Source organism: Bradyrhizobium daqingense, from assembly GCF_021044685.1.
Lineage (GTDB): Bacteria > Pseudomonadota > Alphaproteobacteria > Rhizobiales > Xanthobacteraceae > Bradyrhizobium > Bradyrhizobium daqingense.
Genome location: NZ_CP088014.1, coordinates 1,640,899 through 1,665,804, shown reverse-complemented (window position 1 = coordinate 1,665,804; position 24,906 = coordinate 1,640,899). Strand labels below are relative to the sequence as shown.

19 protein-coding genes and 10 pseudogenes are annotated in these 24,906 nt (G+C 59.4%); 13 read left to right on the top strand and 16 right to left on the bottom strand.

Going from position 1 to position 24,906, the window contains the following annotated elements; genetic code table 11:
• Positions 1-2: 2 nt before the first annotated feature.
• The 5 genes from LPJ38_RS07790 (at position 3) to LPJ38_RS07770 (ending at position 5,514) form a co-directional block, all read left to right on the top strand.
• The gene (locus LPJ38_RS07790; RefSeq protein ID WP_145641974.1) at positions 3-614 is read left to right on the top strand and encodes a JAB domain-containing protein; all 612 of its coding nucleotides are present in this window, start codon (positions 3-5) and stop codon (positions 612-614) included.
• Between the two features lie 157 nt (positions 615-771).
• Entirely contained in the window at positions 772-2,013 is a 1,242-nt protein-coding gene (locus LPJ38_RS07785) for a tyrosine-type recombinase/integrase (protein WP_011090895.1), read from the top strand.
• Positions 1,956-2,351 carry a DUF1016 N-terminal domain-containing protein gene (locus LPJ38_RS07780; protein ID WP_347342121.1) on the top strand — a complete coding sequence of 132 codons (396 nt, stop codon included), beginning with the start codon at positions 1,956-1,958 and terminating at the stop codon, positions 2,349-2,351. Before LPJ38_RS07785 ends, LPJ38_RS07780 begins: the two co-directional genes overlap by 58 nt.
• A 225-nt stretch (positions 2,352-2,576) precedes the next feature.
• Positions 2,577-4,364, top strand: a complete 1,788-nt coding sequence (locus tag LPJ38_RS07775; RefSeq protein ID WP_014498597.1) for an ATP-binding protein — start codon at positions 2,577-2,579, stop codon at positions 4,362-4,364.
• Between the two features lie 40 nt (positions 4,365-4,404).
• Positions 4,405-5,514 carry an IS630-like element ISBj5 family transposase gene (locus LPJ38_RS07770; protein ID WP_011085265.1) on the top strand — a complete coding sequence of 370 codons (1,110 nt, stop codon included), beginning with the start codon at positions 4,405-4,407 and terminating at the stop codon, positions 5,512-5,514.
• A gap of 10 nt (positions 5,515-5,524) precedes the next feature.
• On the opposite strand, the gene LPJ38_RS07765 is transcribed toward LPJ38_RS07770, so the two are convergent.
• Positions 5,525-6,289, bottom strand: coding sequence for an IS5 family transposase (locus tag LPJ38_RS07765; protein WP_014498598.1), 765 nt, complete (start codon positions 6,287-6,289; stop codon positions 5,525-5,527).
• 558 nt (positions 6,290-6,847) lie between these two features.
• Positions 6,848-7,750, bottom strand: a pseudogene (locus LPJ38_RS07760) (IS110-like element ISBj4 family transposase); the annotation flags it as partial.
• On the opposite strand from LPJ38_RS07760, the pseudogene LPJ38_RS07755 reads away from it, so the two are divergent.
• Positions 7,743-8,102 (top strand): annotated as a pseudogene (locus LPJ38_RS07755) (tyrosine-type recombinase/integrase); the annotation flags it as partial. The pseudogenes LPJ38_RS07760 and LPJ38_RS07755 sit on opposite strands and share 8 nt — an antisense overlap.
• A 103-nt stretch (positions 8,103-8,205) precedes the next feature.
• A pseudogene (gene tnpC / locus LPJ38_RS07750) lies at positions 8,206-8,977 on the top strand (IS66 family transposase); the annotation flags it as partial.
• Positions 8,978-9,143: 166 nt separating this feature from the next.
• On the opposite strand, the gene LPJ38_RS07745 reads toward tnpC, so the two are convergent.
• Both LPJ38_RS07745 and LPJ38_RS07740 read right to left on the bottom strand, forming a co-directional pair.
• Entirely contained in the window at positions 9,144-9,446 is a 303-nt protein-coding gene (locus tag LPJ38_RS07745; protein WP_231088588.1) for a group II intron maturase-specific domain-containing protein, read from the bottom strand.
• Positions 9,447-9,742: 296 nt separating this feature from the next.
• The gene (locus LPJ38_RS07740; protein WP_011090915.1) at positions 9,743-10,579 is read right to left on the bottom strand and encodes an outer membrane protein; all 837 of its coding nucleotides are present in this window, start codon (positions 10,577-10,579) and stop codon (positions 9,743-9,745) included.
• 443 nt (positions 10,580-11,022) lie between these two features.
• On the opposite strand from LPJ38_RS07740, the gene LPJ38_RS07735 reads away from it, so the two are divergent.
• Together LPJ38_RS07735 and LPJ38_RS07730 are read left to right on the top strand one after the other, a co-directional pair.
• The gene (locus tag LPJ38_RS07735) at positions 11,023-11,691 is read left to right on the top strand and encodes a nucleotide-binding protein (RefSeq protein ID WP_011090916.1); all 669 of its coding nucleotides are present in this window, start codon (positions 11,023-11,025) and stop codon (positions 11,689-11,691) included.
• Complete coding sequence (locus LPJ38_RS07730) at positions 11,654-12,691, top strand: hypothetical protein (RefSeq protein ID WP_011090917.1); 1,038 nt, start codon at positions 11,654-11,656, stop codon at positions 12,689-12,691. Before LPJ38_RS07735 ends, LPJ38_RS07730 begins: the two co-directional genes overlap by 38 nt.
• 176 nt (positions 12,692-12,867) lie before the next feature.
• On the opposite strand, the pseudogene LPJ38_RS07725 reads toward LPJ38_RS07730, so the two are convergent.
• The 6 genes and pseudogenes from LPJ38_RS07725 to LPJ38_RS07700 all read right to left on the bottom strand — a co-directional run.
• Positions 12,868-13,167: pseudogene (locus LPJ38_RS07725) on the bottom strand (ATP-binding protein); the annotation flags it as partial.
• Positions 13,064-14,666 (bottom strand): annotated as a pseudogene (gene istA, locus LPJ38_RS07720) (IS21 family transposase). The pseudogenes LPJ38_RS07725 and istA, both read right to left, overlap by 104 nt.
• Positions 14,667-14,965: 299 nt before the next feature.
• Positions 14,966-15,505 (bottom strand): GNAT family N-acetyltransferase, encoded by a 540-nt coding sequence (locus LPJ38_RS07715; RefSeq protein ID WP_014498653.1) that lies wholly within the window; start codon positions 15,503-15,505, stop codon positions 14,966-14,968.
• Between the two features lie 600 nt (positions 15,506-16,105).
• Positions 16,106-16,345, bottom strand: coding sequence for a hypothetical protein (locus tag LPJ38_RS07710; protein WP_018269532.1), 240 nt, complete (start codon positions 16,343-16,345; stop codon positions 16,106-16,108).
• Positions 16,346-16,477: 132 nt separating this feature from the next.
• Positions 16,478-16,744: a hypothetical protein gene (locus LPJ38_RS07705; RefSeq protein ID WP_014498652.1), complete on the bottom strand. Its 267-nt coding sequence runs from the start codon at positions 16,742-16,744 to the stop codon at positions 16,478-16,480.
• 235 nt (positions 16,745-16,979) lie between these two features.
• Positions 16,980-17,384, bottom strand: a complete 405-nt coding sequence (locus tag LPJ38_RS07700; RefSeq protein WP_011090921.1) for a hypothetical protein — start codon at positions 17,382-17,384, stop codon at positions 16,980-16,982.
• 172 nt (positions 17,385-17,556) lie between these two features.
• Here LPJ38_RS07700 and LPJ38_RS07695 point away from each other — a divergent pair.
• Positions 17,557-17,766 (top strand): annotated as a pseudogene (locus tag LPJ38_RS07695) (transposase); the annotation flags it as partial.
• Positions 17,764-18,012, top strand: a pseudogene (locus LPJ38_RS07690) (IS701 family transposase); the annotation flags it as partial. The pseudogenes LPJ38_RS07695 and LPJ38_RS07690, both read left to right, overlap by 3 nt.
• Before the next feature lie 98 nt (positions 18,013-18,110).
• Here LPJ38_RS07690 and LPJ38_RS38110 read toward each other — a convergent pair.
• The 6 genes and pseudogenes from LPJ38_RS38110 to LPJ38_RS07665 all read right to left on the bottom strand — a co-directional run bounded on the left by LPJ38_RS38110 (position 18,111) and on the right by LPJ38_RS07665 (position 22,655).
• Positions 18,111-18,869 (bottom strand): reverse transcriptase domain-containing protein, encoded by a 759-nt coding sequence (locus LPJ38_RS38110; RefSeq protein ID WP_011090923.1) that lies wholly within the window; start codon positions 18,867-18,869, stop codon positions 18,111-18,113.
• The gene (locus LPJ38_RS38105; protein WP_014498649.1) at positions 18,830-19,102 is read right to left on the bottom strand and encodes an RNA-dependent RNA polymerase family protein; all 273 of its coding nucleotides are present in this window, start codon (positions 19,100-19,102) and stop codon (positions 18,830-18,832) included. The genes LPJ38_RS38110 and LPJ38_RS38105 overlap by 40 nt, the downstream gene beginning before the upstream one ends.
• An 823-nt stretch (positions 19,103-19,925) precedes the next feature.
• A complete protein-coding gene (locus LPJ38_RS38100) occupies positions 19,926-20,081 on the bottom strand; it encodes an NAD(P)-binding domain-containing protein (protein WP_018269530.1) in 156 nt (51 codons plus the stop codon).
• Between the two features lie 15 nt (positions 20,082-20,096).
• A pseudogene (locus LPJ38_RS07675) lies at positions 20,097-20,835 on the bottom strand (IS6 family transposase).
• 227 nt (positions 20,836-21,062) lie between these two features.
• Positions 21,063-22,196, bottom strand: a complete 1,134-nt coding sequence (locus LPJ38_RS07670; protein ID WP_011090930.1) for an FAD-dependent oxidoreductase — start codon at positions 22,194-22,196, stop codon at positions 21,063-21,065.
• Between the two features lie 246 nt (positions 22,197-22,442).
• Positions 22,443-22,655, bottom strand: a complete 213-nt coding sequence (locus tag LPJ38_RS07665) for an aldehyde dehydrogenase family protein (protein ID WP_014498644.1) — start codon at positions 22,653-22,655, stop codon at positions 22,443-22,445.
• 108 nt (positions 22,656-22,763) lie between these two features.
• Here LPJ38_RS07665 and LPJ38_RS07660 point away from each other — a divergent pair.
• Both LPJ38_RS07660 and LPJ38_RS07655 read left to right on the top strand, forming a co-directional pair.
• Positions 22,764-23,509 (top strand): annotated as a pseudogene (locus LPJ38_RS07660) (helix-turn-helix domain-containing protein); the annotation flags it as partial.
• A gap of 84 nt (positions 23,510-23,593) precedes the next feature.
• A pseudogene (locus tag LPJ38_RS07655) lies at positions 23,594-24,722 on the top strand (IS3-like element ISRj2 family transposase).
• The last annotated feature ends 184 nt before the right edge of the window (positions 24,723-24,906 follow it).

Here is a 24,906-nt window from a genome sequence, read left to right as displayed (position 1 = left end):
CGATGCCCGCCAAACCAGACCACGACAAGAGCAGCCTTGAGAACACGCCGCACTATCACGGCCATCGCGAGCGGCTGCGCGAGCGCTTCTACAGCGCGGGCGCGGATGCGCTGAGCGATTACGAGCTGTTGGAGATGGCGCTGTTTCCGGCGCTGCCGCGGCGCGACACCAAGCCGCTGGCGAAGACGCTGATCAAGACCTTCGGCTCGTTCGCGGAGGTCGTGCATGCGCCGATGGCGCGGCTGCGCGAGGTCGACGGGGTCGGCGAGGCTGCAATCAACCAGCTCAAGCTGATCGCGGCGGCAGCGCACCGCGTCGCCAAGGGCGAGGTCAACAGCCGCAACGCACTGTCGTCCTGGAACGAGGTAATCGCCTATTGCCGCACCAGCATGGCCTTCGCGGACAAGGAACAGTTTCGCCTGCTCTTCCTCGACAAGCGCAACCAGCTCATCGCCGACGAGGTGCAGCAGACCGGCACCGTCGACCACACCCCGGTCTATCCGCGCGAGGTGATCAAGCGCGCGCTGGAGCTGTCCGCGACCGCGCTGATCCTGGTGCACAACCACCCCACTACCCACCCTATGATCACGTTGGATCACGTTCAATACCGATGAATCATCAACGATATATCCGATTTTTTCTTCATTGCACACAGGGGGCGGCTATGGCAAATTGGGAGCGGTAAGAGGGGTTGAAAGCGGCTTTCCGATCCCAGCAAACGATCCCCGTTTCTCCTCGACCGATCCCAGTTGCGGCACAGGAGGAAACGCCATGCCAAGCCTGACCGACACCGCGATCCGACATGCGTTGAAGCGGGTGGAGCTAAGTCAGAAACAGGAAAATCTCGCCGACGGTGAAGGGCGCGGCACCGGCCGCCTCGTGCTTGTCCTCAAGCCCATGCCGAAGCGCGTCACCGCCGACTGGATGGCGCAGCAATGGCGCGATGGGAAGCGGACCAAGAAGAAGCTCGGGGCTTATCCCTCCATATCGCTCGCCCAGGCACGCGAAATATTCAAACGCGACTTCGCCGACGTCATCCAGAAGGGTCGCAGCATCAAGATCGCTACCGACACGCGCCCCGGCACCGTCGCTGATCTGTTCGAAGGCTATGTCGCCGCGCTCAAGGATGCGAGCAAGCCGTCCTGGAAGGAAACGGAAAAAGGCCTTAACAAGATCGCCGACACGCTCGGACGCAACCGCCTCGCTCGCGAGATCGAGGCCGAGGAAATCATCGAGCTGATCCGCCCGATCTACGAGCGCGGTGCCAAATCAATGGCCGACCATGTGCGCTCCTATCTCCATGCCGCCTTTAGCTGGGGCATGAAGTCTGACAACGACTATCGGCAGCAGTCTTCCAGACGCTTTCGACTCCCTTTCAATCCGGCAACCGGCATTCCTACCGAGCCTAAGATCCAGGGCACGCGCTGGCTTGACGAAGACGAGTTTGTGCAACTCTATCGCTGGCTGGAGAGCCCCGACACGCCGGTCCACCCCTCCTATCCCCGCGCGGTGCAACTCATCATGCTGACAGGGCAGCGCGTCGAGGAGATCGCGCGGTTTCATGTCAATCAATGGGACGCCAGTGAGCGAATCATCGACTGGTCGAAGACCAAGAACCTCCAGCCGCACGCTGTCCCAGTGCCATTGCTTGCCGCCGAGCTGATCGAAAAGATCAAGCCGAACGAGTATGGCTGGTTCTTCCCCTCCGCCAAGGACCCCTCGAAGCCTGTCAGCCACGGCACTCTTTATAGCTTTGTTTGGCGGCAGCGAGATCGCGGCGTGATTCCATATGCGACAAACCGCGATCTCCGGCGCACGTTCAAGACGCTCGCCGGCAAGGCAGGCGTGTCGAAGGAAATCCGCGATCGCCTCCAGAACCACGCGCTACAGGATGTCAGCTCCAAGCACTACGACCGCTGGCACTATATGATCGAGAAACGCGCTGGCATGGCGAAATGGGACAAATTCGTGCGCGCCATGCTGGCGAAGAAGCGACTGAAAGAGGCCGCATGAGCTCGCGGCCGCGAAAGCCCCCTCGCCGCAGCGATGCGCTCGGTTCCGCTGGCGAAGTGGACGCGCAAAGCTACACGGCGTTCGTCGGGGATCTGAAGCAGAAGATCGCGGCGGCACGCCACCGAGCCAGCTTGTCGATCAACCGCGAGCTAGTGACGCTCTACTGGACGATCGGGCGCGACATCCTGGAACGGCAGGAGCGCGAAGGTTGGGGTGCCCGGGTGCCTTCCGCAATACCAAAGACCCGCGCGACGTCGTCATCACCGACCGTCGGCAGAACGCGCCTCTGCCGAAAGACGCTCGCTGGACCTTCTACGCAACCTTTGCCAGCCCCTTGAAGGCGGCGGTTGCGTTCGGCGTCAATGACACCCCCAAACTTCGCCGACAAGTGCAGACCCACGGTTTTCACCGTGTCCACATCCCGCGAATGCTGCGACGCGCCTAATCCAGGAGAAATTGAAGGCATGATGCAGTTCAACGACAGGTGCGACAGAGCGGATACCCATCGCCGAACGCGAGCGGCCATCGCACGCTTTTATTGAGCCATAACGAGACCGCCAGATATGGAAACGTTCAACCTTGATCCCCGTCAACTTGCCCGGATCGAAGCCGTTCATCGCGGGTTCCTCTATCAGCACCTCTATGCCGCCGCGTGTCTGTTTGATGCTGCCCGGGCCGGTGTGACCCATGTCATCGTCGAGAATGATGAAGACGTCGAACTCGTCCAGCCTGACAGACGAATCTACCTACAAGTCAAAACTCGGGCATCTAACCTTATTCTAAGCGACATTGATGGCGCACTCTCAAGGTTCGCGGCTATTAGACAGGAGCACGAGGAAGGTCGACGGAGCGGTTCATGCCAGTTCGTCATAGTATCGAATAGTGCGCCTGGGCCGGAATTTGCCAAGCTTATCACAGGTAAAGAATGGCCGTCCGACACCAGGCTCCATTGGCCGCAATCACCGGCGGTAGACGAAGCCCTTCCCTTGCCGTGGAGGACCATCGCGGATGGTTTCGAGGCGTGCCGAGCGGCTGCCGAAACGCTTCCTTTTTCCGTATTGGCTCCAGAAACCCTCGTCTGGAAAATCGCTGGCCGGATGATGGCAGCAGCGGGTGGGATTGAGCCAAGCTCCAATCACACGTTCACGGTTGAGGAATTACCGGCACTCTTCGAGCAGCTTGTTGTCCAACTCCAAGATTTTCCTGCTCCGCCGCTTCGATATCGTCCGCAGGAACATGAACCAAATCTGGCAAATGGCCAACGCGTGCGGCTCGTCGTCGGCCTCTCCGGTGCAGGAAAGACGTCCTGGGTTTCTCAGACAGCTCTGCATACTTCTGACCGTCTGGCATATTACGATATTGCCGAGATATCCGGCCCTGCGCTGGCCAATGCCGTCGCACGCGAACTTGCAGCTCGCATCTTCGGATCGCGTGGCGGCAAGCTAGGCGAGATCTTGTTACCGGGCGCAAGCGGCACCGAAATCCTGTTTGCGATCGGTCGCCACCTAGCCGAGGACAAACTCACCGCGACTGTGGTGTTGGATAACGCGCATCGCATTGCAGCCGCGGATTTGGTTTCGCTGGTCGGGGCCTCCGATCAGCTGCAGTTTGTGCTTCTCGCCCAGCCCAGCGCAACGATCGCCCGAATCGAGGCAACGCTTGGCGTGAAGGCGGAGTTGCTTCTCGGCTGGTCCAATGAGACGGCCGCGGCCGAGGGAGCGTCGCTCGGATGCCGTGGGGATTTCTCAGACTATGAGCGCTTGTTGAAAATCACTGGTGGGCTGCCGCTCTACGTCCAGAATGCGCTGAAAATTGCGGCTGAAAGCTACGAGGGGGTGGTCACCCGAGTCTGCGCGGCGCTTGAGGACCGCACCCATATTGTCGAGACTGCGCAAGAACTTATTCTGTCAGATGTCTTCGACAGATTTAACGACCCTGAGCGCCGCGCTGTCGCGGCGCTCAGTCTCAGCGACGTCCCACTGACTCAATCCGAAGCCAGTGTCGTATTGAAGCGCGCCTTCGACCTCGAGCCGGAGATCGCGGCCACGGCATTCAGGCGATTGCGAACAAGCGGTACAATCCAGATTTTCGGTGTCGATCGTTTCAAGATTCACGATGCGATGAGACCGCTCGGCCGCACCTACCTGAGTGACGCCGGGGGTGAGCATCTGCAAAATGCACGCGAGGCCATTCGCGACCTCCTTATAAAGGCACTACCCAACGATCACGACCGTCAAAGAGTTTTTCTTCTCCTGAGGATGTTTGTCGCTCTTGGGAACGTGAAGCCTCTCGTTGAGATGGCCACCGACGAGATATTTCACGAACTAGTCATCTGGAACGGAAGTTCGTGACATTAGTTGATCGCTCGGATCTCTAGAGAGGAGAGCGCTCGTGGCGAATGCAGGTGTGAAAGGCCGGCCGATCGCGCCGTTGGTGCTGAGTTCGCAGGAGCGGGCGTACTTGGAGAGGCAAGTTCGTCGTCATCGTGTAGCCCGATCGCTATCTGAGCGATGCCGCGCGATCCTGCGGTGTGCAGATGGTCTGCCAAGCAAGTCTGTGGCTGCCGAACTTGGCATCCATGAACACACCGTCGGCAAGTGGCGCCGCCGATTCTTGAAGGATCGTTGTGATGGCCTGCTTGACGAAGCCCGCCCGGGCCGCCCTCGAACCATCGACGATGATCAGGTTGCCGAGGTAATCGAGCGGACATTGCGTACGACGCCGCCCGACGCAACGCACTGGTCGATCCGCTCGATGGCTGCGGATACTGGCTTTTCTCACACCACGATCCGCCGAATGTGGACGGCGTTCGGCTTGCAGCCGCACCGCAGCCAGACATTTAAACTATCGAGCGATCCGCTATTCGTCGATAAGGTGCGCGATATTGTCGGGCTTTATCTGTCGCCGCCTAACCGAGCCGTTGTCCTCAGTGTCGATGAGAAAAGCCAGATCCAGGCACTCGATCGCGAGCAGCCGGTCTTGCCGATGATGCCTGGGGTGCCGGAACGTCGCACGCATAGCTATGTGCGGCATGGTACGACCACGCTGTTTGCCGCGCTCGATGTCGCTTCCGGCTTCGTCATTGGCAAATGCTACAAGCGCCATCGGGCGCTCGAGTTCTTGAAGTTTCTCAAAGAGATCGACGCTCAAATCCCTGAGGGGCTCGCTGTCCATATCGTCATGGACAACTACGCTACCCACAAGACCCCCAAGATTAAAGCGTGGCTCGCTCGCCGGCCGCACTATCATGTCCACTTCACGCCGACTTCCGCGTCGTGGATCAATCAGATCGAGCGCTGGTTCGCTGAACTCACCAGAAAGCAGATCCGGCGAGGTGTTCACACCTCCGTCAGGCAGCTCGAAGCCGACATCCGTACCTTCATCGAATTGCACAACAACAACCCGAAGCCCTTCAAATGGACCAAGTCCGCAGACCAGATCTTGGCTTCCGTCAAACGCTTTTGCCACAAAGCCCAGCAGACTTTATGTGGCGAACTTTAGATTCATGTGACTAGGGCGCGGACTCATAACGAGCGGCGAGCCATAGCCGGATAGATGCAAGTTGGATGAAGGCAAGGTAGTTTCCAGCAAGCCTGTCGTAGCGCGTCGCCACCCGACGGCATTGTTTGATCCTGTTGAAGAACCGCTCGACGCGGTTGCGGGCGCGGTAGAGATACGGGCTGAAGCAGATCGGATCGGTCCGATTGCTTTTCGGCGGGATATTGGCCCATGCGCCCTTTTTCATGGCAAGCTCCCTGATCCAGTCAGCGTCGTAGCCGCGGTCGGCGAGCAGCATTGATCCGGATCTCAAACGAGAGAGCAGTTTACCGGCAAGTCGAACGTCGTGCGCCTCGCCAGGACTCAACGCAAGTTGTACCGGTAGACCATTGCTGTCGACCACCGCGTGGATTTTGCTCGTCAGACCGCCGCGTGACCTTCCCATCGATTGACGCCAGTTTCTTGTGATGCAGGCCCCATGTTGATGTACGCGAACAATGGAAGTGTCGATCATCTGCACGGCAGCATCATGGGCGCCGGCCAGTGCGCTCATGAGCTTGGCCCACACGCCGGCCCGTCGCCAGCGAACGAATCGATTGTAGCAAGTGGTGTACGGACCGAAGTTTTCTGGCAGGTCGCGCCATGGCGCTCCGGATCGCAAGACCCAGAAGATGCCGTTGAGGACACGACGGTCATTCACCCGCGGCACGCCGCGCGACTTATTCGGCAACATCGGCTTAATGACGGACCACTCATAGTCCGTGAGTTCGTAGCGCATGATTCGGCCCCTTCCGTTGTGTGGCTTGAATCATGGCTCGGCTGTCGGGCTCAACTGGTCGCTATGCACTCGAAAGCCGACCGATTATGCTCACCTTGAGTTTTGTCGTTCCTGACCCAATGTATGGTCCGGCCGTGCGTAGCAAGAGGTTCGTCGATCAGGTGGTGAGTGGTCTTGCATCAATGTATCCGGCCTTTGATTGGAGCATTCTCTCCGGGCCATCATGGATATCAGCGCGCGTGCGTTCTCATTAGCGGACAGGCCTCGATTGGGCCATTTGGGTCACCAGTGTTCGCATGCGCCGGGAAGACCGAACCTCCATCTCGTCTCATCCTCTCGCAGACCTTGGCTGGAACCTGTTGATGGGGTTACGTCATCGCTTGCTCCTCCTACCTCGCAGTTCCTGTGTTCGAGCCGGGGGCCGTTCCTTCGTCCCGGCCCGCAGGACGTGCGTCGCGTCGCGCGCACGGGCGGTCAAGGCCGGCCGTTGCGCTTTGCTTGCGGCTGGCTCCGGCGTTGCCAGGCCGCGCCTTGACCGCCCCGAGCACGGCGCGACGATCAAGCGGATTGGACGTCTGCATCGTTGGTCCTTGTCAGCTCGAAGGCGCGTCCTTTAGCCAGCACCGCCCAGGCGATGCGGGCAAGCTTGTTGGCGAGTGCGATCGCTAGCACGTTGTGGTGCAATCGCTTCTTGGCGGCTTCGATCCAGGATCTGAGTCCGTAACGTTCCCAGTTCTTGATCCTGACCAGCACCACCCATGCCGCCTGCACGAACAGAACGCGCAGGTAGCGATTGCCGCGCCTTGAGATTTTGCCGAGGATCGTGCGGTCTCCCGTCGAGATCTGCTTGGGCACCAGTCCGAGCCAGGCGCCGAAGTCACGGCCTTTGGAGAAGACGTCTCCAGTGCCGATCGCGGCTACCATGGCGCTCGAAATGATCGGCCCGATGCCAGGCACCGTCATCAGGCGCGAACATGCCTGATCTTGACGGGCCAGTGCTTCGATCTCGCCGGAGAGGCTATCGATGCGCTGATCCAGCCGGCGCCAGTCGCCTGCCAACTCCTCGATGACACGCAACATGCGTGGCGACAGGGCATCGGTGCGCGTGGCAAGGATGGTGGGCAGTTCTGTGCGCAGGAAGCCGATACCCTGGCGCACCGCGATCCCGCGTTCCAGCATGAAGGCGCGAATCTGGTTGATGATGCCGGTGCGTTGCGACACCAGCCGCTCGCGCACCCGATGCAGCGCCTGCAGATCCAGTTGCTCCGCGGTCTTGGTCGCCACGAACTTCATCGTCGGGCGTTGCACGGCTTCGGCAATCGCTTCGGCATCATTGAAGTCGTTCTTCGGTCCTTTGCTATAAGGGCGGACATATTTGGCCGGCATCAACCTGGCATCGTGACCTAGCGATGCGAGTTTGCGGCTCAAATGATGTGCGCCGACGCAGGCTTCCATGTCCGAAGCGACCGGCGTCAACGCGAACGACCTTCAGTTGGAGCGAGGACGCCCGCAGGTGCTGCTTCATGGCAAGGGACGCCGAGATCGCGTCGTTCCCATTCCTCAGGATTTGGTGCGATCGCTGACCAACCTATTGAGCGAACGCGGCCTCGCCCATCATGAACCGCGGCCAATCTTCGTCGGGGTCCACAACGAGCGCCTGACGCGTTTCGGCGCGACACACATCGTGCGGCGTGCCGCCTCCCAGGCCGGGTCCACGAGGCCAAGCTTGGAGGGCAAGCCGATATCGCCGCACATCTTCCGGCATTCCCTCGCCATGAAGCTTCTCCGGTCAGGCGTGGACCTCCTGACGATTCAGGCTTGGCTTGGCCATGCTCAGGTCGCCACGACCCACCGATACGCCGCTGCGGATGTCGAGATGATGCGCCGGGGACTTGAGAAGGCGGGCGTCTCAGGCGACGGAAGCGCTTCTGGCCCAGATCGCCGTCGCCAAATATGCCGATGGCCTGCCGCTCTACCGGCAGGAGGCTATCTACGCCCGCGACAAGGTCGAGCTCGACCGCCAGTTGATGGCGCAATGGATGGGCAAGCTCGGCTTCGAGCTCGAGATCATGGCCGACTACATCTTCAGCGAGGTCAAGAAGGCCGAACGGGTCTTTGCCGACGAAACCACTTTGCAGACGCTCGCTCCGGGCTCCGGATCGACAAAGACGGCCTATTTATGGGCCTATGCCAGGGATGATCGAACGTTTGGCCGCAACGGTCCCCCGATGGTGGCTTATCGCTTCGAAGACAGCCGCTCCGGTGAATGCGCGGTCCGCCATCTCAATGGTTATCGCGGAATCCTGCAGGTGGATGGCTACGCCGCCTATAACAAGCTCGCGCGATCCGATCGCGGCAATGATTGCATCACAGGCTGGCTGCTGGTCACACTGCAGACGCAAGTTCTACGAGCTGCATGTTGCAGGGAGCTCAGAAGTGGCAACGGCGACGGTCGAGCGGATGGCGAAGTTCTGGCAGGTCGAGAAAACGATGCGCGGTCAAAGCCCCGACACTCGCGTTGCCGCGCGCCAGCAAGCCTCCGCGGCGATCGTCGCAGATCTCTTCGATCTCTGGCAGCAGACCTTGCGTCGGATCTTCGGCAAATCAAAACTGGCTGAGGCGATCCGCTATGCCGTCTCGCGCCGTGCCATCTTCGAACGATTTCTGACCGATGGTCGCATCGAGCTCGGTAGAGTCGACGACTGACGCGGTGGCTACAGGTTCCGAGGAGTTGCCGTTGGCCGGCAGCTTTCGCTGAGTGCCGGTGGCTCATTTCGGACCATGGCTCCGTTTCCAGTCGCCGCTCGTCAAACCGGACGTGCGGATTTCCCGCATCCGGCTTTCTCTCAACCCATCAAGCCTTCGCTCTCGGCACGTCGGCACGCGCTCTTGGGAGGCGGTAGAGGCCAAGCGTTTCATGCAGGTATTCCTGCGAGTAACGGTTGAAGCCCCGGCCACGTGCCCCGGTGCGCTGGACCAACCAATGACGCAGACGACGGTCGACGTATTGCCGAATGAGGTTGTAAGTTTCCACCACTGGACCTTGGTCGAAGTAGCCGCACCAGCCGCGTAGGAAGCGGTTGATGACAGCGACTGTGTTCTCCGGTGAGTCCGGATACCACTGACGTGTCGTGCGGTCGTGGACCTGTCTGAGCAATCGTCGAACGGCTTTCTTGGAAGGTCTTGTGCCAAGAAAGGCTTGACCTCCCTTTCCATAGAAGCGTCCGATCGTATACCCTCAGAAGGGGCTGCGGTCGGTAGTCACCCGCCGTCAGCTCCTGTCTGACATTTTCCAGCCATCGTTCGCGTCCCTCGGTTTCGATCTGAGCAAATGTGATGCCATCCGCCCCCGGCGACCCCCGGTTTGCTCGGCAGCGCCTGTAGGCTTCCTCCAGCACATCCAGTCTGCAGATTTTGTCCCAAAGAGAGTAGAATCGATAATCTGGTTCAGCCTTAGCTTTCGCCTGCAGCGAGGTCTGAAGTTTCTGAACGGATATTCTCGGTGTTACTAGGTTCATCACCAATCGCCGTGTTCTCGACTACCGAAACCGGCAGCTTTACGTCTTGCCTGCCGAAATCGAAGTAGTCATACTCAACTTTGGCTGACCAGCCGGGCAGGAAGGCATACTCGATGCCCGCACCCAATGTGCCGCCAAATATGTTCTTGGTCGCTCGGCCATCGGCAGCACCGTTAGCAGCAAAGCCAGCCCCCAAGTTCGATGTAACGGCAAAGGACTGGTTGATGCCGATGCTGGAATCGGCCCAAGCTGCGCCGCCCTTGATGTAGACTAGGCCGCGGTCGCCCACCGTGACGCCGACCCGTCCGGTGATATCGGCAATCCATTTGGTGTCGTTCGTGCAGTTCAAGACCACAAAGCAGCCAGTGCGCCCCTTGATACCACTCCATAAAAAATCGCTTTCCACGCCGTAGACCATCACACCGGACTGGAAATTGTAACCGGCTTGTACGCCGCCGAGGAAGCCGTTCAGCTGCACCTGCGGCAATGGCACATTCAAATCGGCAGTGCCGCCGATGAGCTGGTTTACGGTCTGGTTGACGGGGGCGCCAATGAATGTATTGCCCACAGCGAGGTCGGTCTGGCTGGTACCCCAACCCGAGCCTACACTGCCGCCGATGTAACCTCCAGTCCAGCTGAAGAGAGGATAAACGGGAGCCGGCGCTTTGACGACAGGTGCCGCAGGCAAATCAGCAGCTAAACTTCCGCTCCCAAAAGCGATCGTCCCGAACGCAATGATGCTCGCGAGCGACAATTGCTTGTTGCACTTCATCCGAGAGTCCTCCTGCTGAGCACGGAAAAATATTGCGTAGCTTGTCCCCAAGTTGTGGTTAGCTCGATAGTTCGAGCTGGCAGGCAGATCACCTCTCCAATCTGGTAGGAGGCAGCATCTTGCTGCAACTGCGACAGCCGCTTCTTGCCGTGTCCATTCCAGAGAGGCGAGCAGGCTCTGCTTTCATGCTTGTACGACGGTGCTCAGCAATCCTTTCGCGAAGATCCGTGACACGGCCGAATAATGGGCTATTTTACAAAGCCACGTCGTGGTGATTCTCGCGGCCCTTGGCCGACGTATTGCGCGGTATATCGTTAATGGCTGGGCCTCGATTTGGCTGCGATTTCCACGTTCGCTCTTGATGCGACCCACCATCGGGAAGGGTAGGCTCGATGTCGACGACTCGTGCGTTTCATGTCGTTGTCGTCCGGGACGCGTAGAAGATGTATGTCCTTGCTCTGGTCACCCAAAAAGGCGGAAGCGGCAAGAGCACGCTGGCGGTCGGAATTGCAGTCGCAGCGTTGGGGAACGGGGAGCGCGTCGCAATTGTCGAGGCGGATCCACAAGGCACGATTTCAAAATGGAAAGAGCGGCGCCGCCATCCCGATCCCCGGGTCGTTCGGGTCGCTGATTCGGCCGAAATAGAACGGGCGCTCGTCAGCCTTGAAGCCGAGGGGATCTGGCTTACGGTTATCGATACCGCCGCCACGAACAATGCACTGGCCATGCGCGCCATCGCGAGGGCCGATCTTTGCCTGATCCCGGTGCGTCCGAGTCCCGCCGACATCGAAGCTGCGATACCGACGCTGATTGCTATTCGTAGGCTCAACCGCCGATTTGCTTTCGTCCTCGCTCAGACGCCACCGCGGGGCTGCCGCGTGAGTGAAGCCGCGACGTCGCTCAATTCGCTCGGGGTGCTCGCGCTTCCCTATGTCGGACAGCGCAATGACCATCAGGACGCGCTTGGGGCAGGATTAGGCGTGACGGAGTTTGCACAAGAGGGAAGAGCCTCGGAGGAAGTTCGTGAGCTGTGGCGCTGGATCTTGAAGAAGCTTGTCGAGGGGTCGTCAGATCATGAACCACACGCAAGAAACGAAAAAGCCGCGTACTAGGCAGACGCGCTGCGCGCGACGCTCGCTCGTGGAGCTTACCGCGGCGGCGAGCCGAGCCGTTGACGATGGCCTGTTTGTGCTGCCCCGCGGGATTGCTGCTTCCAATCTGCGATCGGAGCACTCAGGCCCGAATACGTCTGATCAAACAATTCTTGCAAGGCAAGCGACGGCTCCGAGTCCCGTTGCGGTGCTTGAATCTCGGAATGCGGCGGCGCCGCGCAAGGACGAACTCCTAGATTCCGACACTACCACCGAGATGATGGTGAAGGTTGCCGAAGACTCTCAAGACAGAGCTTCTGAAAACATCAAAGCCAGCCTGAATGCTGCCTTGGACCATGCAAACGGCCTCGTAGAGACGCGGGTGGGAGGCGAAGCGGCGTCGAAAACCGTCGTCGCTTCCGGACTTGAAAGCAATTTTTTGACCGTTCTCAAAGAAGCCGCAACGGGGTTTCGCGCGGATGCGGCCGAATTAATCATGCAGAAGGAACCAGCCGACAGCGCGGGACAGTCGCAACCGCGATATATGCGGCGGCTCACCGACGAGGCGGTCAGATTGCTCGACGATCTTCGGAGCGGCAAGCTGGAGAACCAGGCGAACTTCATCCTGAGCGAGTGCTTCAGGGAAGCCGCCAGCGCGTTCTCTATCATCAATCAGCAGCTCAAGCGCGACGGCTATCCCGCGAGCATTGATCCATCAATCTTCATTTGGCTTGCCAATATCACCGAACCGGAGACGCGTGACACCGGGACCAAGCGACTTGAGATCGTACCCAACCACCGAGGTCGTCCGAGCACGTACACGCGCCAGGTCGCTCAGTTCATCTGGCACCTTGTCGAGGGACAGGGCTGCGGGCGCCAGGCCGCATATCGGGCGGCGCTCACGAAGTTCTCCGTAACCGCGAGTTTCGTCGAGAACGCCTATGCGTTTTGGGAGCCGGTCTTCAAACGGGCGGGACCGCACGTGAGGATGCTGACCCGCATTTCAGATCCAGAAGTGTAAAGTGTCAATCGGCTTGCAAATTTGACCCTTCATCGGCGTCCAATTTTGACCCCTTTCCGCGGCGGGGTTTGCTGGTAGCGCTCGTCTCGTCGGAGCTGGCCGGGATAGCGGAGGCGAGACGAGCGCGGGTGGCGTGATCGTCGTCTCGGCTTTTGAACCGCCAGCTATCGTTGCCGGTCTCGACGATGGGCGACGAAGCCGCCGCCAGCAAGATCATTGACGAGCGTCTGATTGATCGGCGTGCCGTCGAACTGGAAGTCGGCAATGTCCTTGGCAAGCGGCAGCTTGGCAATGGTGAGCTGGTATTTGATAGATCTGGCTTGCTTCTCGTTGATCTCGGCGGAGAGTAGATCGCCAACGATGCGCTGGGGTTCATGCTGACGTTTGACGGCAGTTGCCATGATCTCGTCGAAGGCAGCCTTCATGCCATAGAGCTTGAGCTCGCCCATGAGGTCGAAGATTTGAGTTCGTTCCATCAGTTGGTCCTCCGAAGGTTGTCGTAGCGGGCACAATCGGCGATTGGTGCATGACGGAGCGTCAGGGCGGCTGGCGTCATGATGTTGGCCGGCGGGGCTGGCTCACGTTGACGGGCCAGGATGTTGAGCACCACATCGGCGGAATGAACGCTGTGACTGAGCGCTTCGGCACAGGCCGCTTCCACCGCAGGCAGACCGTCAGTCAGCACCGCGTTGAGGATGTCGACCATCTGCCGATTGCCATCGTCGATGCTGGCAAGCTTGCGCCGGATCCGCTCGATCGCGGCCGGCAGCACCCAGTCCTTGAAGGGAGCGCCGTTGCGTAAGGCGCCGGGGTTGCGGGCGAGCACCGGCACATAATGCCAAGGGTCGTAGACGGTATCGCCGCGGCCAAAGGATCGCTGATGCTCGGCAACGATACGTCCATCCTGGCGGATCACGATGCGATCGGCATAGGCTTGAACCTCGACCGGTCGTCCGACTGCACTGGCTGCGACCGAGTACTTGTTGTTGTCGAAGCGCACCAGGCAGGTCTTCGAGACCGACGCCGTCACCGCATGGAAGCCGTCAAATCGCCCTGCATAGGGAACGAGCCTAGGGCGTTCGACTTCGAACACGTCCCAGATCGTCTGATCGACCAGTTCCGGATGGCGATGAGCCTTGGCGTAGGTGATGCATTTGTCGAGCAGCCAGGCGTTTAACTCGTCGAGGTTTTTGAACCGCAGACGCGGCGTGAAGAAGCGTTCCCTGACCAGCCCGACCTGGTTCTCAACCTGCCCCTTCTCCCAGCCAGACGCCGGCGTGCAGGCGACTGGATCGACCAGATAGTGGCTGCACATCTGCAAAAACCGGCGATTGTAAAGACGCCCTTTACCGACGAAGATCGTCTCCACGGCGGTCTTCATGTTGTCGTAGATGCCGCGGGTGCAGGTGCCCTTGAACAGCGCGAACGCTCGGTCGTGGGCGTCGAACACCATCTCCTGCGTCTCTCGCGGATACGCCCGGGCAAATAGCATACGGCTGTGGCAGAGCCGGACGTGAGCAACCTTCACGACCACGGTGGTTCCGCTCAACAGCACCACCTCATGGCTCCAGTCGAACTGGTAGGCTTCGCCTGGCGCAAAACTCAGCGGGACATAGGCCGCCGCGGTCGATTGCCCGCGTTCCTTGCTCCACCGCCTGGCGTAACGTCGCACCGCATCGTAGCCGCCGTCATAGCCGCGACCGCGCAGCTCTTCGAAGATCCGGATCAATGTCAGCTGCTCACGAGCCGATTTAGCCGCGTTCGCCGCAAGCAGCCCGTCAAGTTCGACTGCCCATCGTCCGAGCTTTGGCCGCGGCTGCACTTGCCGCTCATACTCGAAGGAGGTCTCTCCCGACCTCAGCACCTTCCGAACCGTGTTCCGTGACACCTTCAGGTCACGGGCGATCTCCTTGATCGTCTTGCCCTTGATGAAGTGCTCGCGCCGAATCCGCGCAATCGTCTCCACGACCAGCATCCTCCACCACCTGCTTTGTTACGAAGCAGGCAGCGCAACAGACCAACCTGTAGGGGGGCAATTTTGGACGCCGATCCCCCGGCTTAGGGGGTCAATATTGCAAGCCGAATGACACCATGGAAGGCAGCTGTGACTTTCTTGGCGTGAACGGCTGGAAACGAGGATGGCAGAATCGTATCATCGGTCATGGCGGGCGTGGTTTAAGGTGATGGGGTGGCTTCGCAACCGAATCCTACGCCGCATCAGCGCTTTACACCACGCTCGCCAGCCCTCAGGCGCACTCTTACGAATAAGACGGGCTAGCGCTCCATCTCGCCCATAAGAATTTCATCTGAGACGTATCGTGGATTGGAAATGACAGTCCGCATTTCCGCATTCTTGCCCTCGTCCGCAAACCGGAATCCCTTCTTGTAGAAAAATGCTGAAGCTCCTTCATCTTGAGAGAGAAGGGATAGCTTGGAAAGGCCCGCGGACTGCCTAGTATGATCGGCGACTTCAATCATAGCCGTCCCGACCCCTTTGTACCTCGACCGGCCGAGATTTTCTATGCTGAGAATTCGCAAACTGTTGCGCCCCGGCGCCACGGTCATCGCTCCCACCTTATTGCGTTCATTGGCATCAGTAAACAAAGAAACACTTTGGGCGTTGCCAATATTGCTACTTACTCTGTGTAGGCGGACTGACACACCTGTCCTCTTGTCAAAAGCGGAAGACGCTGGTCCAGCAGCTAAAGCGGCCGTAAAAGCAGCACCATCTGCGCCAGAAGTGCCGGCCAGCGCATCGCGCTGCTGGTCCACACTTTGCCCGTCGGAGGGCCAGTTGTTGTAATTGGTTCTCATCACAACGAGCTACTATTTGGACGAGCTGACAGAAAGCTGACAAAGCCGACGCATGAGCCGGTCCTTTACGAATAAGACGGGCTAGACTGCCGCTGGGGGTCACTCCGATGGGTGAAGCCAAGCGCAGACTTGAGGAAATGAAGGTGGCACCTTGTCGTTGTCGATCGGGGCGACAATCGGCTTCCTGCTGTTTTGATGGTGTTCGATGGCACAAGCCGGCTTCAGGGCTTGACCTTCGATCCGGCTCGCCCAGTACGACACTTGAACGCTGTTACATGCAGGAGCTGGGAAATTGCGAAGCGCCAATCTCCGGCGAGCATCTGATCAGCGAGGCTGTGATCGAAATACTTCGCGGGGACGGTAATTTCACGGCCTCTGGACTGCCTTGGCTCGAAGCAGGCGAAACAAAGGCGCTGGCTCCAAAGAATCTCACCGCGAACTGCCTTTGTAGACGACACAACAGCGCGCTGTCGCCGTTGGATGCCGCTGCCAAGATATTCTTTGCCGGCCTCAGGGACTGCTTGGAATCGAGCGAAGCCGTCTTGCCGTACTTGCTGTCCGGTCATGATGTCGAACGCTGGCTGCTGAAGACGCTCAAAGCTAACGAAACGGCCGCAGCCCATATCGGCGGCAAAGCGCCAGAAAAAGGTGCCGAGACCACTGGTCGGGAAGTGAGAATTGCTGTTCGATTGGTGGATCGTGGCGAGCGAGTTCCTCGACCCGGGCCCGCACCCGCTGCAGCGCGGCTTCCGCCGCATGGCGCTCACCAGCAGTTCCGGCCCCCACGAACAACGCCTCGATCTTCCGAAGCTTCTCGCGCAGCTGCGACTCGCTGTTCATTCTGATCCCGTTGCCCGCTCCGAACCGGGATCACCCCATCACCGCGCCCCGGCGGCGTCAATCATCCCGACCGCGCTATCCAGAGCATTCCGCGCAAGTCAAGCCCGGGAACCGGTGATCCTGTCGTGACGCTCACGTACAAGCTGCGTTTGATGTAGGGCAGAAGCGACTGCCTTGGTCGTGAACGCGTCCGACCGGAATTTTCGCAACGATTTCGACAAGAGCTGGTCGATCGACGTTGCAAACAGCGAGCTTGAGTGAGCGCGCGGCCTTTTTGGCCGCCGCCGCCTGGCGCTCCGGAAACCGGCCGGCCTTCGGCTTGCCGGTCGCGTCGATCCCGTAAACGATGATTGCCGAGGCGGAGAGTGTCTTTTGGTTCGTGAGATTGGGCTTGGCCATTTTGCCCTCCTGAAAAGCCGAAGGGGCCCGATTTGGGCCCCTTTCTGAAACGGCGTTGTCGCTGGTCCTGCGGGATGCTCCCGGCAATGGCGGTCTTGTCATTGGACGACTCCTTTGCTGAAGACGAGAAGAGCGTTCAAACAATCTCGTCGTAAGTATAATAAAGCATATCATCCAAAAGCGCAATGATTGCAATAATTTAGCTGCAGAAAAATTGCGCTTAAATAGAAGATAATTACTGTAATTTCCGCGCTTTTTTGGCACAATTACTGTAAACAATACACGACGAAAGATCGCATGACTTGCGATCATCAATATTGTTGCCGTTGCAGACGTTCAAACCGTCAGCAGCGCAGTAACGCCAAAGAGCGTGCTGAACAAAGCGCGGAAAATCCGCCGGAAAATTACGATCAAACTGGCGCGCGTCGATCTGTGCCGAGACGCGCCGCAAGACCTCGGCGCAGCCGCCGTCTGCATAGCAACGGGGACCGTACGGATGAACCATGCCAAGTTGCTCCAAAATCCCGGTTCGGACCAGAAAGTTGTGAACCAGCCGATCCACGACGATCATGGCAATGCCAACTGCATACCAATCAGGACGGGCCTCGCGATCCGCCATCAAAACGGATGAAAGCGTCATCGTCAGAACCTTGTCCGAAACCCCAAAAACATGACGGGTCGGACCGACTAACCTGTCTTATTCGTAAGAGGCGCCCGAGAGGCTGGCGAGCGTGGTGTAAAGCGCTCATACGGCGTAGGATTCGGTTGTGAAGCCAACCCCATCACCTCCAACCGCGAACGCCACGCCCGCCATGACCGACGATACGATTCCGCCCTTCTCGTTTCCAGCCATTCACGCCAAGAAAGTCACAGCTGCCTTCGATGGTGGGCGCCTAACCTCGAACGGGGGCGTGATGCTTCTGGCGATGGCCGAGCGGCGTCTCGGCTTGGCCGACAATCTGGCCCGGGTGTTCCCGGATCGGCGCGATCCGACGCGGGTCGTGCACAGCCTTGTCGATATGAAGGAGGAGCTTGGACTTGATCACTTCGAAGGGCGATCATGGCAAGGTCTTCATCGCCACGCCCTTATGACAATGATTGCCTACGCCTTCCTGCAACATCGTCGCCTCGCATACGCGGGGCGGAAAAAAAAGAATCAACGGGCCTCCGCCTCAACCAACCATGCCCGCCGCACGCCATGCCATCGTCGATCTCATCCTTCGGCCGCCGCCTCAGCAATGCCCATATTGCCGAAAGCAAATCCTTGAAAAGCAGTGGCGCAAACGCATTCTGTTCGCGGTAGGGACACCCATCACTGGGCGCCCCCCGCGCAGATCCCGGCGAGCCCAATTAAGGCACCGGGCTCCTACCTCGGGTGTTTGACGGCGAAGCGCAGCTTCGGCCATGGATGAAGGATGCGAGCCTTGGGGAGCCAGTCATCGGTGATCTGCGTTATGCGATCCCAGGTCAGACAGGTCCGCTGACTGCGCCGCCGAAGCGTCCGCCTCCAGAGATCGGTCAGATAGAACCGAAACGCATTGAGCGCTCGGCCATTCGTCGGGACAGCAAAGTACGCAAAGTGGCCGGTCAAGACCTGCCTCAGCCATTTCCCTTGTGCAGGGATCGGCCAGTGCATTCGGCGCCTTAGCTCCTCCTTGATTTCGCGGAGTTTGGTTCGCAAGCGGTCGCTACGGGTCTTCCGTTGAAGCTGGAAGCGCCCTTGGCGTGATTTGCCGCAGATAAACGTGAACCCCATGAACGCAAAGGTTTCCGGCTTTCCGAGTCCGCGCTGCTTGCGTTGAGCCGCCGCATGGCGACCAAACTCAATCAGGCGGGTCTTGGCCGGATGGAGCGTCAGCTCGAACTCCTCCAGTCTCGCGCGCATCGCGTCAAGGAAACGACGTGCGTCATCCTCGCGCTCAAAGCCGACTACTACATCGTCCGCGTAACGCACGATGATCATGCCGCCGGAGACCTCGCGCTGTCGCCGGCGTTTGGCCCACAGGTCGAGAGCGTAGTGCAGGTAGATGTTGCCGAGAAGCGGTGAAATCACCGAACCTTGACCCGTTCCCCTGTCATCAGCGGCTACGACGCTGTCTTCGAGAACACCCCCGCCTTCAGCCATTTCTGAATGAGGCGGATGATGCGCTTGTCGCCGATCCTATGTTCCAAGAAGCGAACCAGCCAAGGTTGACTGACTGCGCCAAAGAAGTTTTGGATGTCGGCGTCAATGATCCAGTTCACGTTCCGCGTCTCGATCGCTGTGCAGAGCGCGTCCAACGCATCATGTGGTCCTCTGCCGGGCCGAAACCCGTAGGAAAAGCCACAGAAGTCTCCTTCGTAGATGGCGTTGAGCACGATGACGGTTGGCGCCCTGGACGATTTTGTCTTCGAGAGCCGCGATCGCTAACGGGCGCTGCTTGCCGTCTGCCTTTGGTATGTACGTCCGGCGAGACGGTTGCGGGCGATACGCTCCTCGTTGGACCCGTTTGTGCAGATCGGCGAGCCGGGGCTCGAGATCTTCCTCGTAGTCCTCCCACGTCATGCCATCCACTCCGGGAGCAGCCTTACGCCTGAGCGCAAAGAACGCCGCCCGCAGTGTATCGACATTGATGTGGTGAAAGAGCGCGGTGAACCGGTCCTTCTTCCTCAGCCTTGCGGCTGTCCGTACGCGGTCCAGCGACTGGGTCTTGCGAGCCCGGCCCTGTGTCCGGTGCATGCGCTGCTGTTCCGCGTTTCCCTTGGTCCCCGGCCTTGGCTCCGCCCACTCCGCCGCCAGTAATCCGGCTTTGTTCGTTGGCTTCTCAGCTACTATGCCAGAGTCAGACTTCTCCGTGTCGTGCATCAGCGGCTACAGCTCCTCGCCTTCCCGCTGCGGACCATCTCCTCCGAGAAGGAAGATGGCCGACCCGGAGATATCCCGGTTCCCGTACAAGGAGCTTCCATACATGCCAGGGTCTACGACCACGCCGGGTTGGACGGGTGCTCGCGTTTGCGCACTCGCCCATATTGCCTTCCGCTCTTTGGACAGCGTCGGCTCCCGAGATAACACTGTTTCGCGGCTCAATGGCTGGCCTGCATGCTCCCCTACCGACGCTTCGCCGACACCCTCGCGGACGCCTGCGCACGGCTCGGGGCCGATGTGGTTCGCTACACCTTCATCGCAATGGACTTCCACCATCTATTCCTTGCCGGTCTCCCGGCGCACCCAAAGTAGTGATAGGGCTTCAATATCGCTGCGCGTGCGATTGTAGACGATGAGATGATGGCTAGCCTTTAGCAGGTTCCGCGCCATTGGCGCACCCATGTGGCCAAGCCCGATGAAGCCGAGGTCCATCGCAGGCATCGTCAACTAATCGATCGCCGAGCTGAAGGAGGCGAGTCTCAGAGGTCGAGAGTCGGCGATAGCGCTTGTCCTGGAGATCTCGCGCCAAGTCGCAAAGGCTCGTTGGCGCGAAGCTCGACGGAAGTCGGCCGTGACGGCTCCGGGATAGGGGATGTGGAAAAGGTTCGCGACCTGATCGTGAACTGACAGAAACCGTTGAGCCTGATGGGGACGATTTTAAACGCTTCATGATCCGCTCGCGTCGCCGCGTCGGCTGATGAGAATTCTCGGCCCGATTGTTGAGAGCTTTGTGCTGGCGATGTTCGACGTGAAAGCCCATCTTCGCCCTCGCAGCGCCGTACGAACGCAGCTTATCCGTGATCATCACGCGCGGCGGCGTGCCGGCGGATTTCAAGAGCTTCTTCATGAGCCGCTGGGCAGCGCGCGAGTCTCTCTTCGGCGCTGGATCAAGACGTCGAGAACGAAGCCATTCTGGTCGACAGCGCGCCAGAGCCAATGTTGTTCGCCCGCGATCGAGATAACGACCTCGTCCAGATGCCATTTGTCACCGCGGGTGGGAGCGCGCTCGACGGATCCGATCGGAGAACAGCTTGCCGAATTTCCGTCCCCCCTGGCGCACGGTTTCATAGGTCATGCCAATGCCACGCGCCGCCAGCATTTCCTTGACCAAGCGCAAGCTTAAGGGAAACCGGAAATACAACCACCGTTCATGATGAAGGATTTCGCACAAAACCCGAATGCGCAAGTGGCAGGACTGGCGATAGCAGGACCACTCCGAACACCGTCATCCATGGGCGGAGGTCAAAATCCATCCCTGCAACGAACCTGCTTGTCTTGTCATGCATTTCCCCTGTCGTGACATGCTTGTTGTCGGCCAAAATGCTACAGAGTTTACCTTCAGTCCACGGATGTGGCCGATCCACCGCGGTAGCGACGTCCGTCAAATTCCCATGTGACTTCGCCTGCTTCTAATCAGACGGGCGCAGCCAGAAACGCGTAGCCTTCACGAAGAAGGCCCATCGAATAGTCGCGGCCATGCTCCGGTTTGCGCTCTTCCCGGCAAATGGCGTATGCAATGTCGTATACGCGCCCGACTCTTTCTTCGCGGCGTCGGCAATAGGTCTTGAGCGCAGTCTCCAGATCGTCGTTGCGATTCAGTTCCTGGGCCAGAACCAGCGCATCCTCGATCGCCATTCCGCCGCCGGATGTCATTTGCGGCATCAACGAATGGGCAGCATCGCCGAGCAGCACGACACGGCCACGGTGCCAGGGGGCTGGCATCATCAAGACATCAAATGGGCGGTAGCTTATGTGCTTGTCTTCGCCGATCACCTTGGCAGCCGCGACCAGTTCGGGCGCCGTAAAGGGGGCGAGCAGGTTACGGAGATAGTCGCACACCCGATCTTGCGGAATACGAAGCTTTTCGTCCGTGCTTTCCAGGAAGAATAGATAGCACAATTCCTTCGATAGCGGCAGCGCGCCAACTACGCGGCCCGTCGGAAGGCGGTACAGGACGAAGCCATTCATCGCCTCGGTGCGAGAAACCGTATAACGCCATACCCCTTGGCCGGCGTAGTGCGGCTTGAACTCGTCGCCGAAGATGCTCTGGCGGATCTTGGAATAGACTCCATCCGCAGCGATCAGCAGATCGGCGCGATCTGTCTCGCCGTTCGATAGCTGAACCGTCACCCCTCGATCGTCCTGATCAATACGGGTGATCGTTGTGTTGAAATCGATTTTCGCGCCGCTCTTCGTCGCAAAGTCTTCCAGAATCTGTCCCAGACGTGGCCGCATGAGTCCCAGTGCGGCTGGACGATCAGCGTCCCAAATTCTTGGTGAGGACTGTTCGCTCAGAATCGTTCCCGCGCCATCGCGTACCGACACGGTATCCCAACCAAGGCCGCCTTCGAGGCAGGCATCCACCAATCCCAATTCGGCAAGTGCCCGCAAGGCATTCCCCAGCAGCGTGATACCGGTGCCGATCCGGTCACGCTTATCTCCCATCTCAATGACTCTGGTAGATACGCCTATCCGCTGAAGCGCATGGGCGACCGTCAAGCCGCCAATCCCGCCACCTACGATGAAAACCTTCTTCACCGCGCCCATTTCTCCTCCTCCACTTGTTGGTATCTTTTTTATTTCTTGGCGATCACCCCCCGGGGGCCGCCGCGTTCTATGAAAAGCATTGTATTCTGTAACCTACCAATCCTGCTCTCGCCGAGCACCACCAAGCGCAACACCGATCCCGCTTACATCCATTTCAATGACGTCGTCGGGCTCGATCCGCTCGTCCAAAGATCGGCACACGACTACCCATCGCGCGCTAGAGCGAGACCGCAATGTACTTTGGTTTCAAGGTATTCCTTGATGCCTTCGGTTCGAGCCTTCACGACCGAGGCCGCTTGCCTTGCTGCCACCGAAGGGCGCCGCCCGATCGGACGCAAGTCCTCTGTTCAGCGCGACCATGCCGCTCTGCATTTGCCCGGAAAGGCGCAAACCACGCTTCAGGTCCTCGGTGTAGACGTAGGAAATCGGCCCAAATTCGGTGTCGTTGGCCAACTTCACGGCGCGCGCCTCATCGTCGAAGGGTGTTCGCCGTCAGGACCTGTGAGACAAATTGAAGGATTTTGCGGAGGGAGGATTTCTGGTTCATCGTAGCCACCAGGAGCGAAGATGAAGCAGAAATCCGTACCGGGCAAAGTGCCGCAGAACAAGTTCTAAAAGACATTCTGCGACAAACCCGCCGGCATTATTCGTCGGAGGAGAAGATCCGCATTGTGCTGGAAGGATTGCGCGGCGAGGAAAATATCTCCGAGCTCTGTCGCCGCGAGGGCATTGCCGCCTCGATGTATTACGGCTGGTCCAAGGAGTTCCTCGAGGCCGGCAAGCGCCGCCTGGCGGGCGACACGGCACGAGCTGCGACCTCCGGCGAGGTGAAGGATCTCCGCCGGGAGACTGTTGCCCTGAAGGAGGCCGTAGCCGATCTGACCCTGGAGAACCGTCTGCTCAAAAATAGCATGAACGGGCTCTATAGGTGAATGCTCCGCATTCACCTGTCGGGTGAGAGAGGGGGAGGACGAGGCATGAGGTATCCCGCCTCTGAGAAGGCCGAGATCATCCAGCAGGTCGAGCAATCGCATCTTCCCGCCAAGCGCACGCTGGACAAGCTCGGTATCCCGCGCGCCACATTCTATCGCTGGTATGATCGCTACCGCGAGGGAGGCGTTGAAGCGCTGGCCGATCACCGGTCTCGACCAGACCGGGTCTGGAATCGCATCCCCGACGATGTGCGGGGTCAGATCATCGACCTGGCGTTGGAGTTGCCTGAGCTGTCGCCACGCGAGCTGGCCGTGCGGTTCACCGACGAACGAAAGTACTTTGTATCCGAGGCCTCGGTCTACCGGCTGCTGAAGGCAGAGCTGGCCCCGCAAATTCGGACAGTAGCTTGAGTGGATTTTCTGCCTGACAGCGGCGAGGATTCTTGCTGCGAATCAGGAGCGAAGATGACGAAGAAGAGCCGCCGGACGCATTCTCCGGCATTCAAGGCGAAGGTTGCTTTGGCTGCGGTCAAAGGCGACAAGACACTGGCGGAGCTGGCGCAACTGTTTGATGTTCATCCGAACCAGATCACGATCTGGAAAAACCAGCTCCTGGAAGGCGCCGCCGGCGTGTTTGGGCATGACAAGACATCGGCCGAGACGCCGGTCGATTTGAAGGCGTTACATGCCAAGATCGGCGAGCTGGCGTTGGAAAACGATTTTTTGTCCGGCGCGCTCACCAAGGCGGGCCTGCTGAGCGCAAAGCGATGATCGACCGCGGTCATGATCTTTCTATCGTGCGCCAGGCGAAGGTCCTGAAGCTGGCTCGCAGCACGGTCTACTATGAACCTCGGCCAGTTTCGGCCGAGGACCTTGCCTTGATGCGTCGGCTCGATGAGCTGCATCTCGATTATCCCTTCGCGGGAGCGCGTATGCTGCGATCGTTGCTGCGGCGGGAGGGCGTATACGCCGGTCGCCGCCACATCGCGACGCTGATGAAGCGCATGCGGATCGAGGCGGTCTATCGTCGCCCGAACACGAGCAAGCCGGCTCCGGGTCACAAGATCTACCCGTACCTGTTGCGCGGATTGAAGATCGAGCGGCCCGACCATGCGTGGGCAATGGACATCACCTACATTCCGATGCGGGTGGCTTCGTCTATCTCGCGGCGGTCGTCGATGTGTTCAGCCGACGGGTCCTGGCCCATCGCGTCTCGATCACAATGGAGGCGGCCTTCTGCGTCGAAGCGGTCCAGGAGGCGCTGGCGAAGCACGGCAGGCCCGAGATTTTCAACACGGATCAGGGCAGCCAGTTCACCAGCCTCGAGTTCACCGATGTGCTGCTGGACGCGAAGATCGCCATCAGCATGGACGGCAAGGGCGCCTGGCGCGACAACGTGTTTGTCGAGCGGCTCTGGCGCACGGTCAAATACGAAGAAGTTTATCTCCGCGCCTACGACAGCGTGTCCGAGGCGCGAGCGTCAATTGCCAAGTATCTGGCCTTCTACAATCAGGGACGCCCTCACTCGAGCCTTGACGGGCGCACGCCCGACGAGGCTTACTTCGGCACGCAAGCTATGGTGATGGCCGCATGACCGTCGCCGACGATTTTGTCGTCGCTCTGGTCGGGCTACGCCCTCCCGACGCAACGACAAAATCGTAAAGCCCCGCGTTCAGCATAACCCGGCAGGAATCCACTTAAATCCAGCGGGGCGCTGTCCAAACAACCGGGGCCAGCTCTCTCGTACTCCTTCACGAGCAGTTCGAGGCGTTCGACGC

Coding starts and splice junctions, on each gene's coding strand:
- LPJ38_RS07775 (WP_014498597.1), top strand. CDS start 2,577: ATGGAAACGTTCAACCTTGATCCCCGTCAACTTGCCCGGATCGAAGCC.
- LPJ38_RS38100 (WP_018269530.1), bottom strand. CDS start 20,081: ATGGACCTCGGCTTCATCGGGCTTGGCCACATGGGTGCGCCAATGGCG.
- LPJ38_RS07730 (WP_011090917.1), top strand. CDS start 11,654: ATGAACCACACGCAAGAAACGAAAAAGCCGCGTACTAGGCAGACGCGC.
- LPJ38_RS07715 (WP_014498653.1), bottom strand. CDS start 15,505: ATGAGAACCAATTACAACAACTGGCCCTCCGACGGGCAAAGTGTGGAC.
- LPJ38_RS07705 (WP_014498652.1), bottom strand. CDS start 16,744: ATGGCCAAGCCCAATCTCACGAACCAAAAGACACTCTCCGCCTCGGCA.
- LPJ38_RS38110 (WP_011090923.1), bottom strand. CDS start 18,869: ATGGCTGAAGGCGGGGGTGTTCTCGAAGACAGCGTCGTAGCCGCTGAT.
- LPJ38_RS07670 (WP_011090930.1), bottom strand. CDS start 22,196: ATGGGCGCGGTGAAGAAGGTTTTCATCGTAGGTGGCGGGATTGGCGGC.
- LPJ38_RS07740 (WP_011090915.1), bottom strand. CDS start 10,579: ATGAAGTGCAACAAGCAATTGTCGCTCGCGAGCATCATTGCGTTCGGG.
- LPJ38_RS07790 (WP_145641974.1), top strand. CDS start 3: ATGCCCGCCAAACCAGACCACGACAAGAGCAGCCTTGAGAACACGCCG.
- LPJ38_RS07765 (WP_014498598.1), bottom strand. CDS start 6,289: ATGCGCTACGAACTCACGGACTATGAGTGGTCCGTCATTAAGCCGATG.
- LPJ38_RS07700 (WP_011090921.1), bottom strand. CDS start 17,384: ATGACGCTTTCATCCGTTTTGATGGCGGATCGCGAGGCCCGTCCTGAT.
- LPJ38_RS07735 (WP_011090916.1), top strand. CDS start 11,023: ATGTATGTCCTTGCTCTGGTCACCCAAAAAGGCGGAAGCGGCAAGAGC.
- LPJ38_RS07780 (WP_347342121.1), top strand. CDS start 1,956: ATGGGACAAATTCGTGCGCGCCATGCTGGCGAAGAAGCGACTGAAAGA.
- LPJ38_RS07710 (WP_018269532.1), bottom strand. CDS start 16,345: ATGAACAGCGAGTCGCAGCTGCGCGAGAAGCTTCGGAAGATCGAGGCG.
- LPJ38_RS07785 (WP_011090895.1), top strand. CDS start 772: ATGCCAAGCCTGACCGACACCGCGATCCGACATGCGTTGAAGCGGGTG.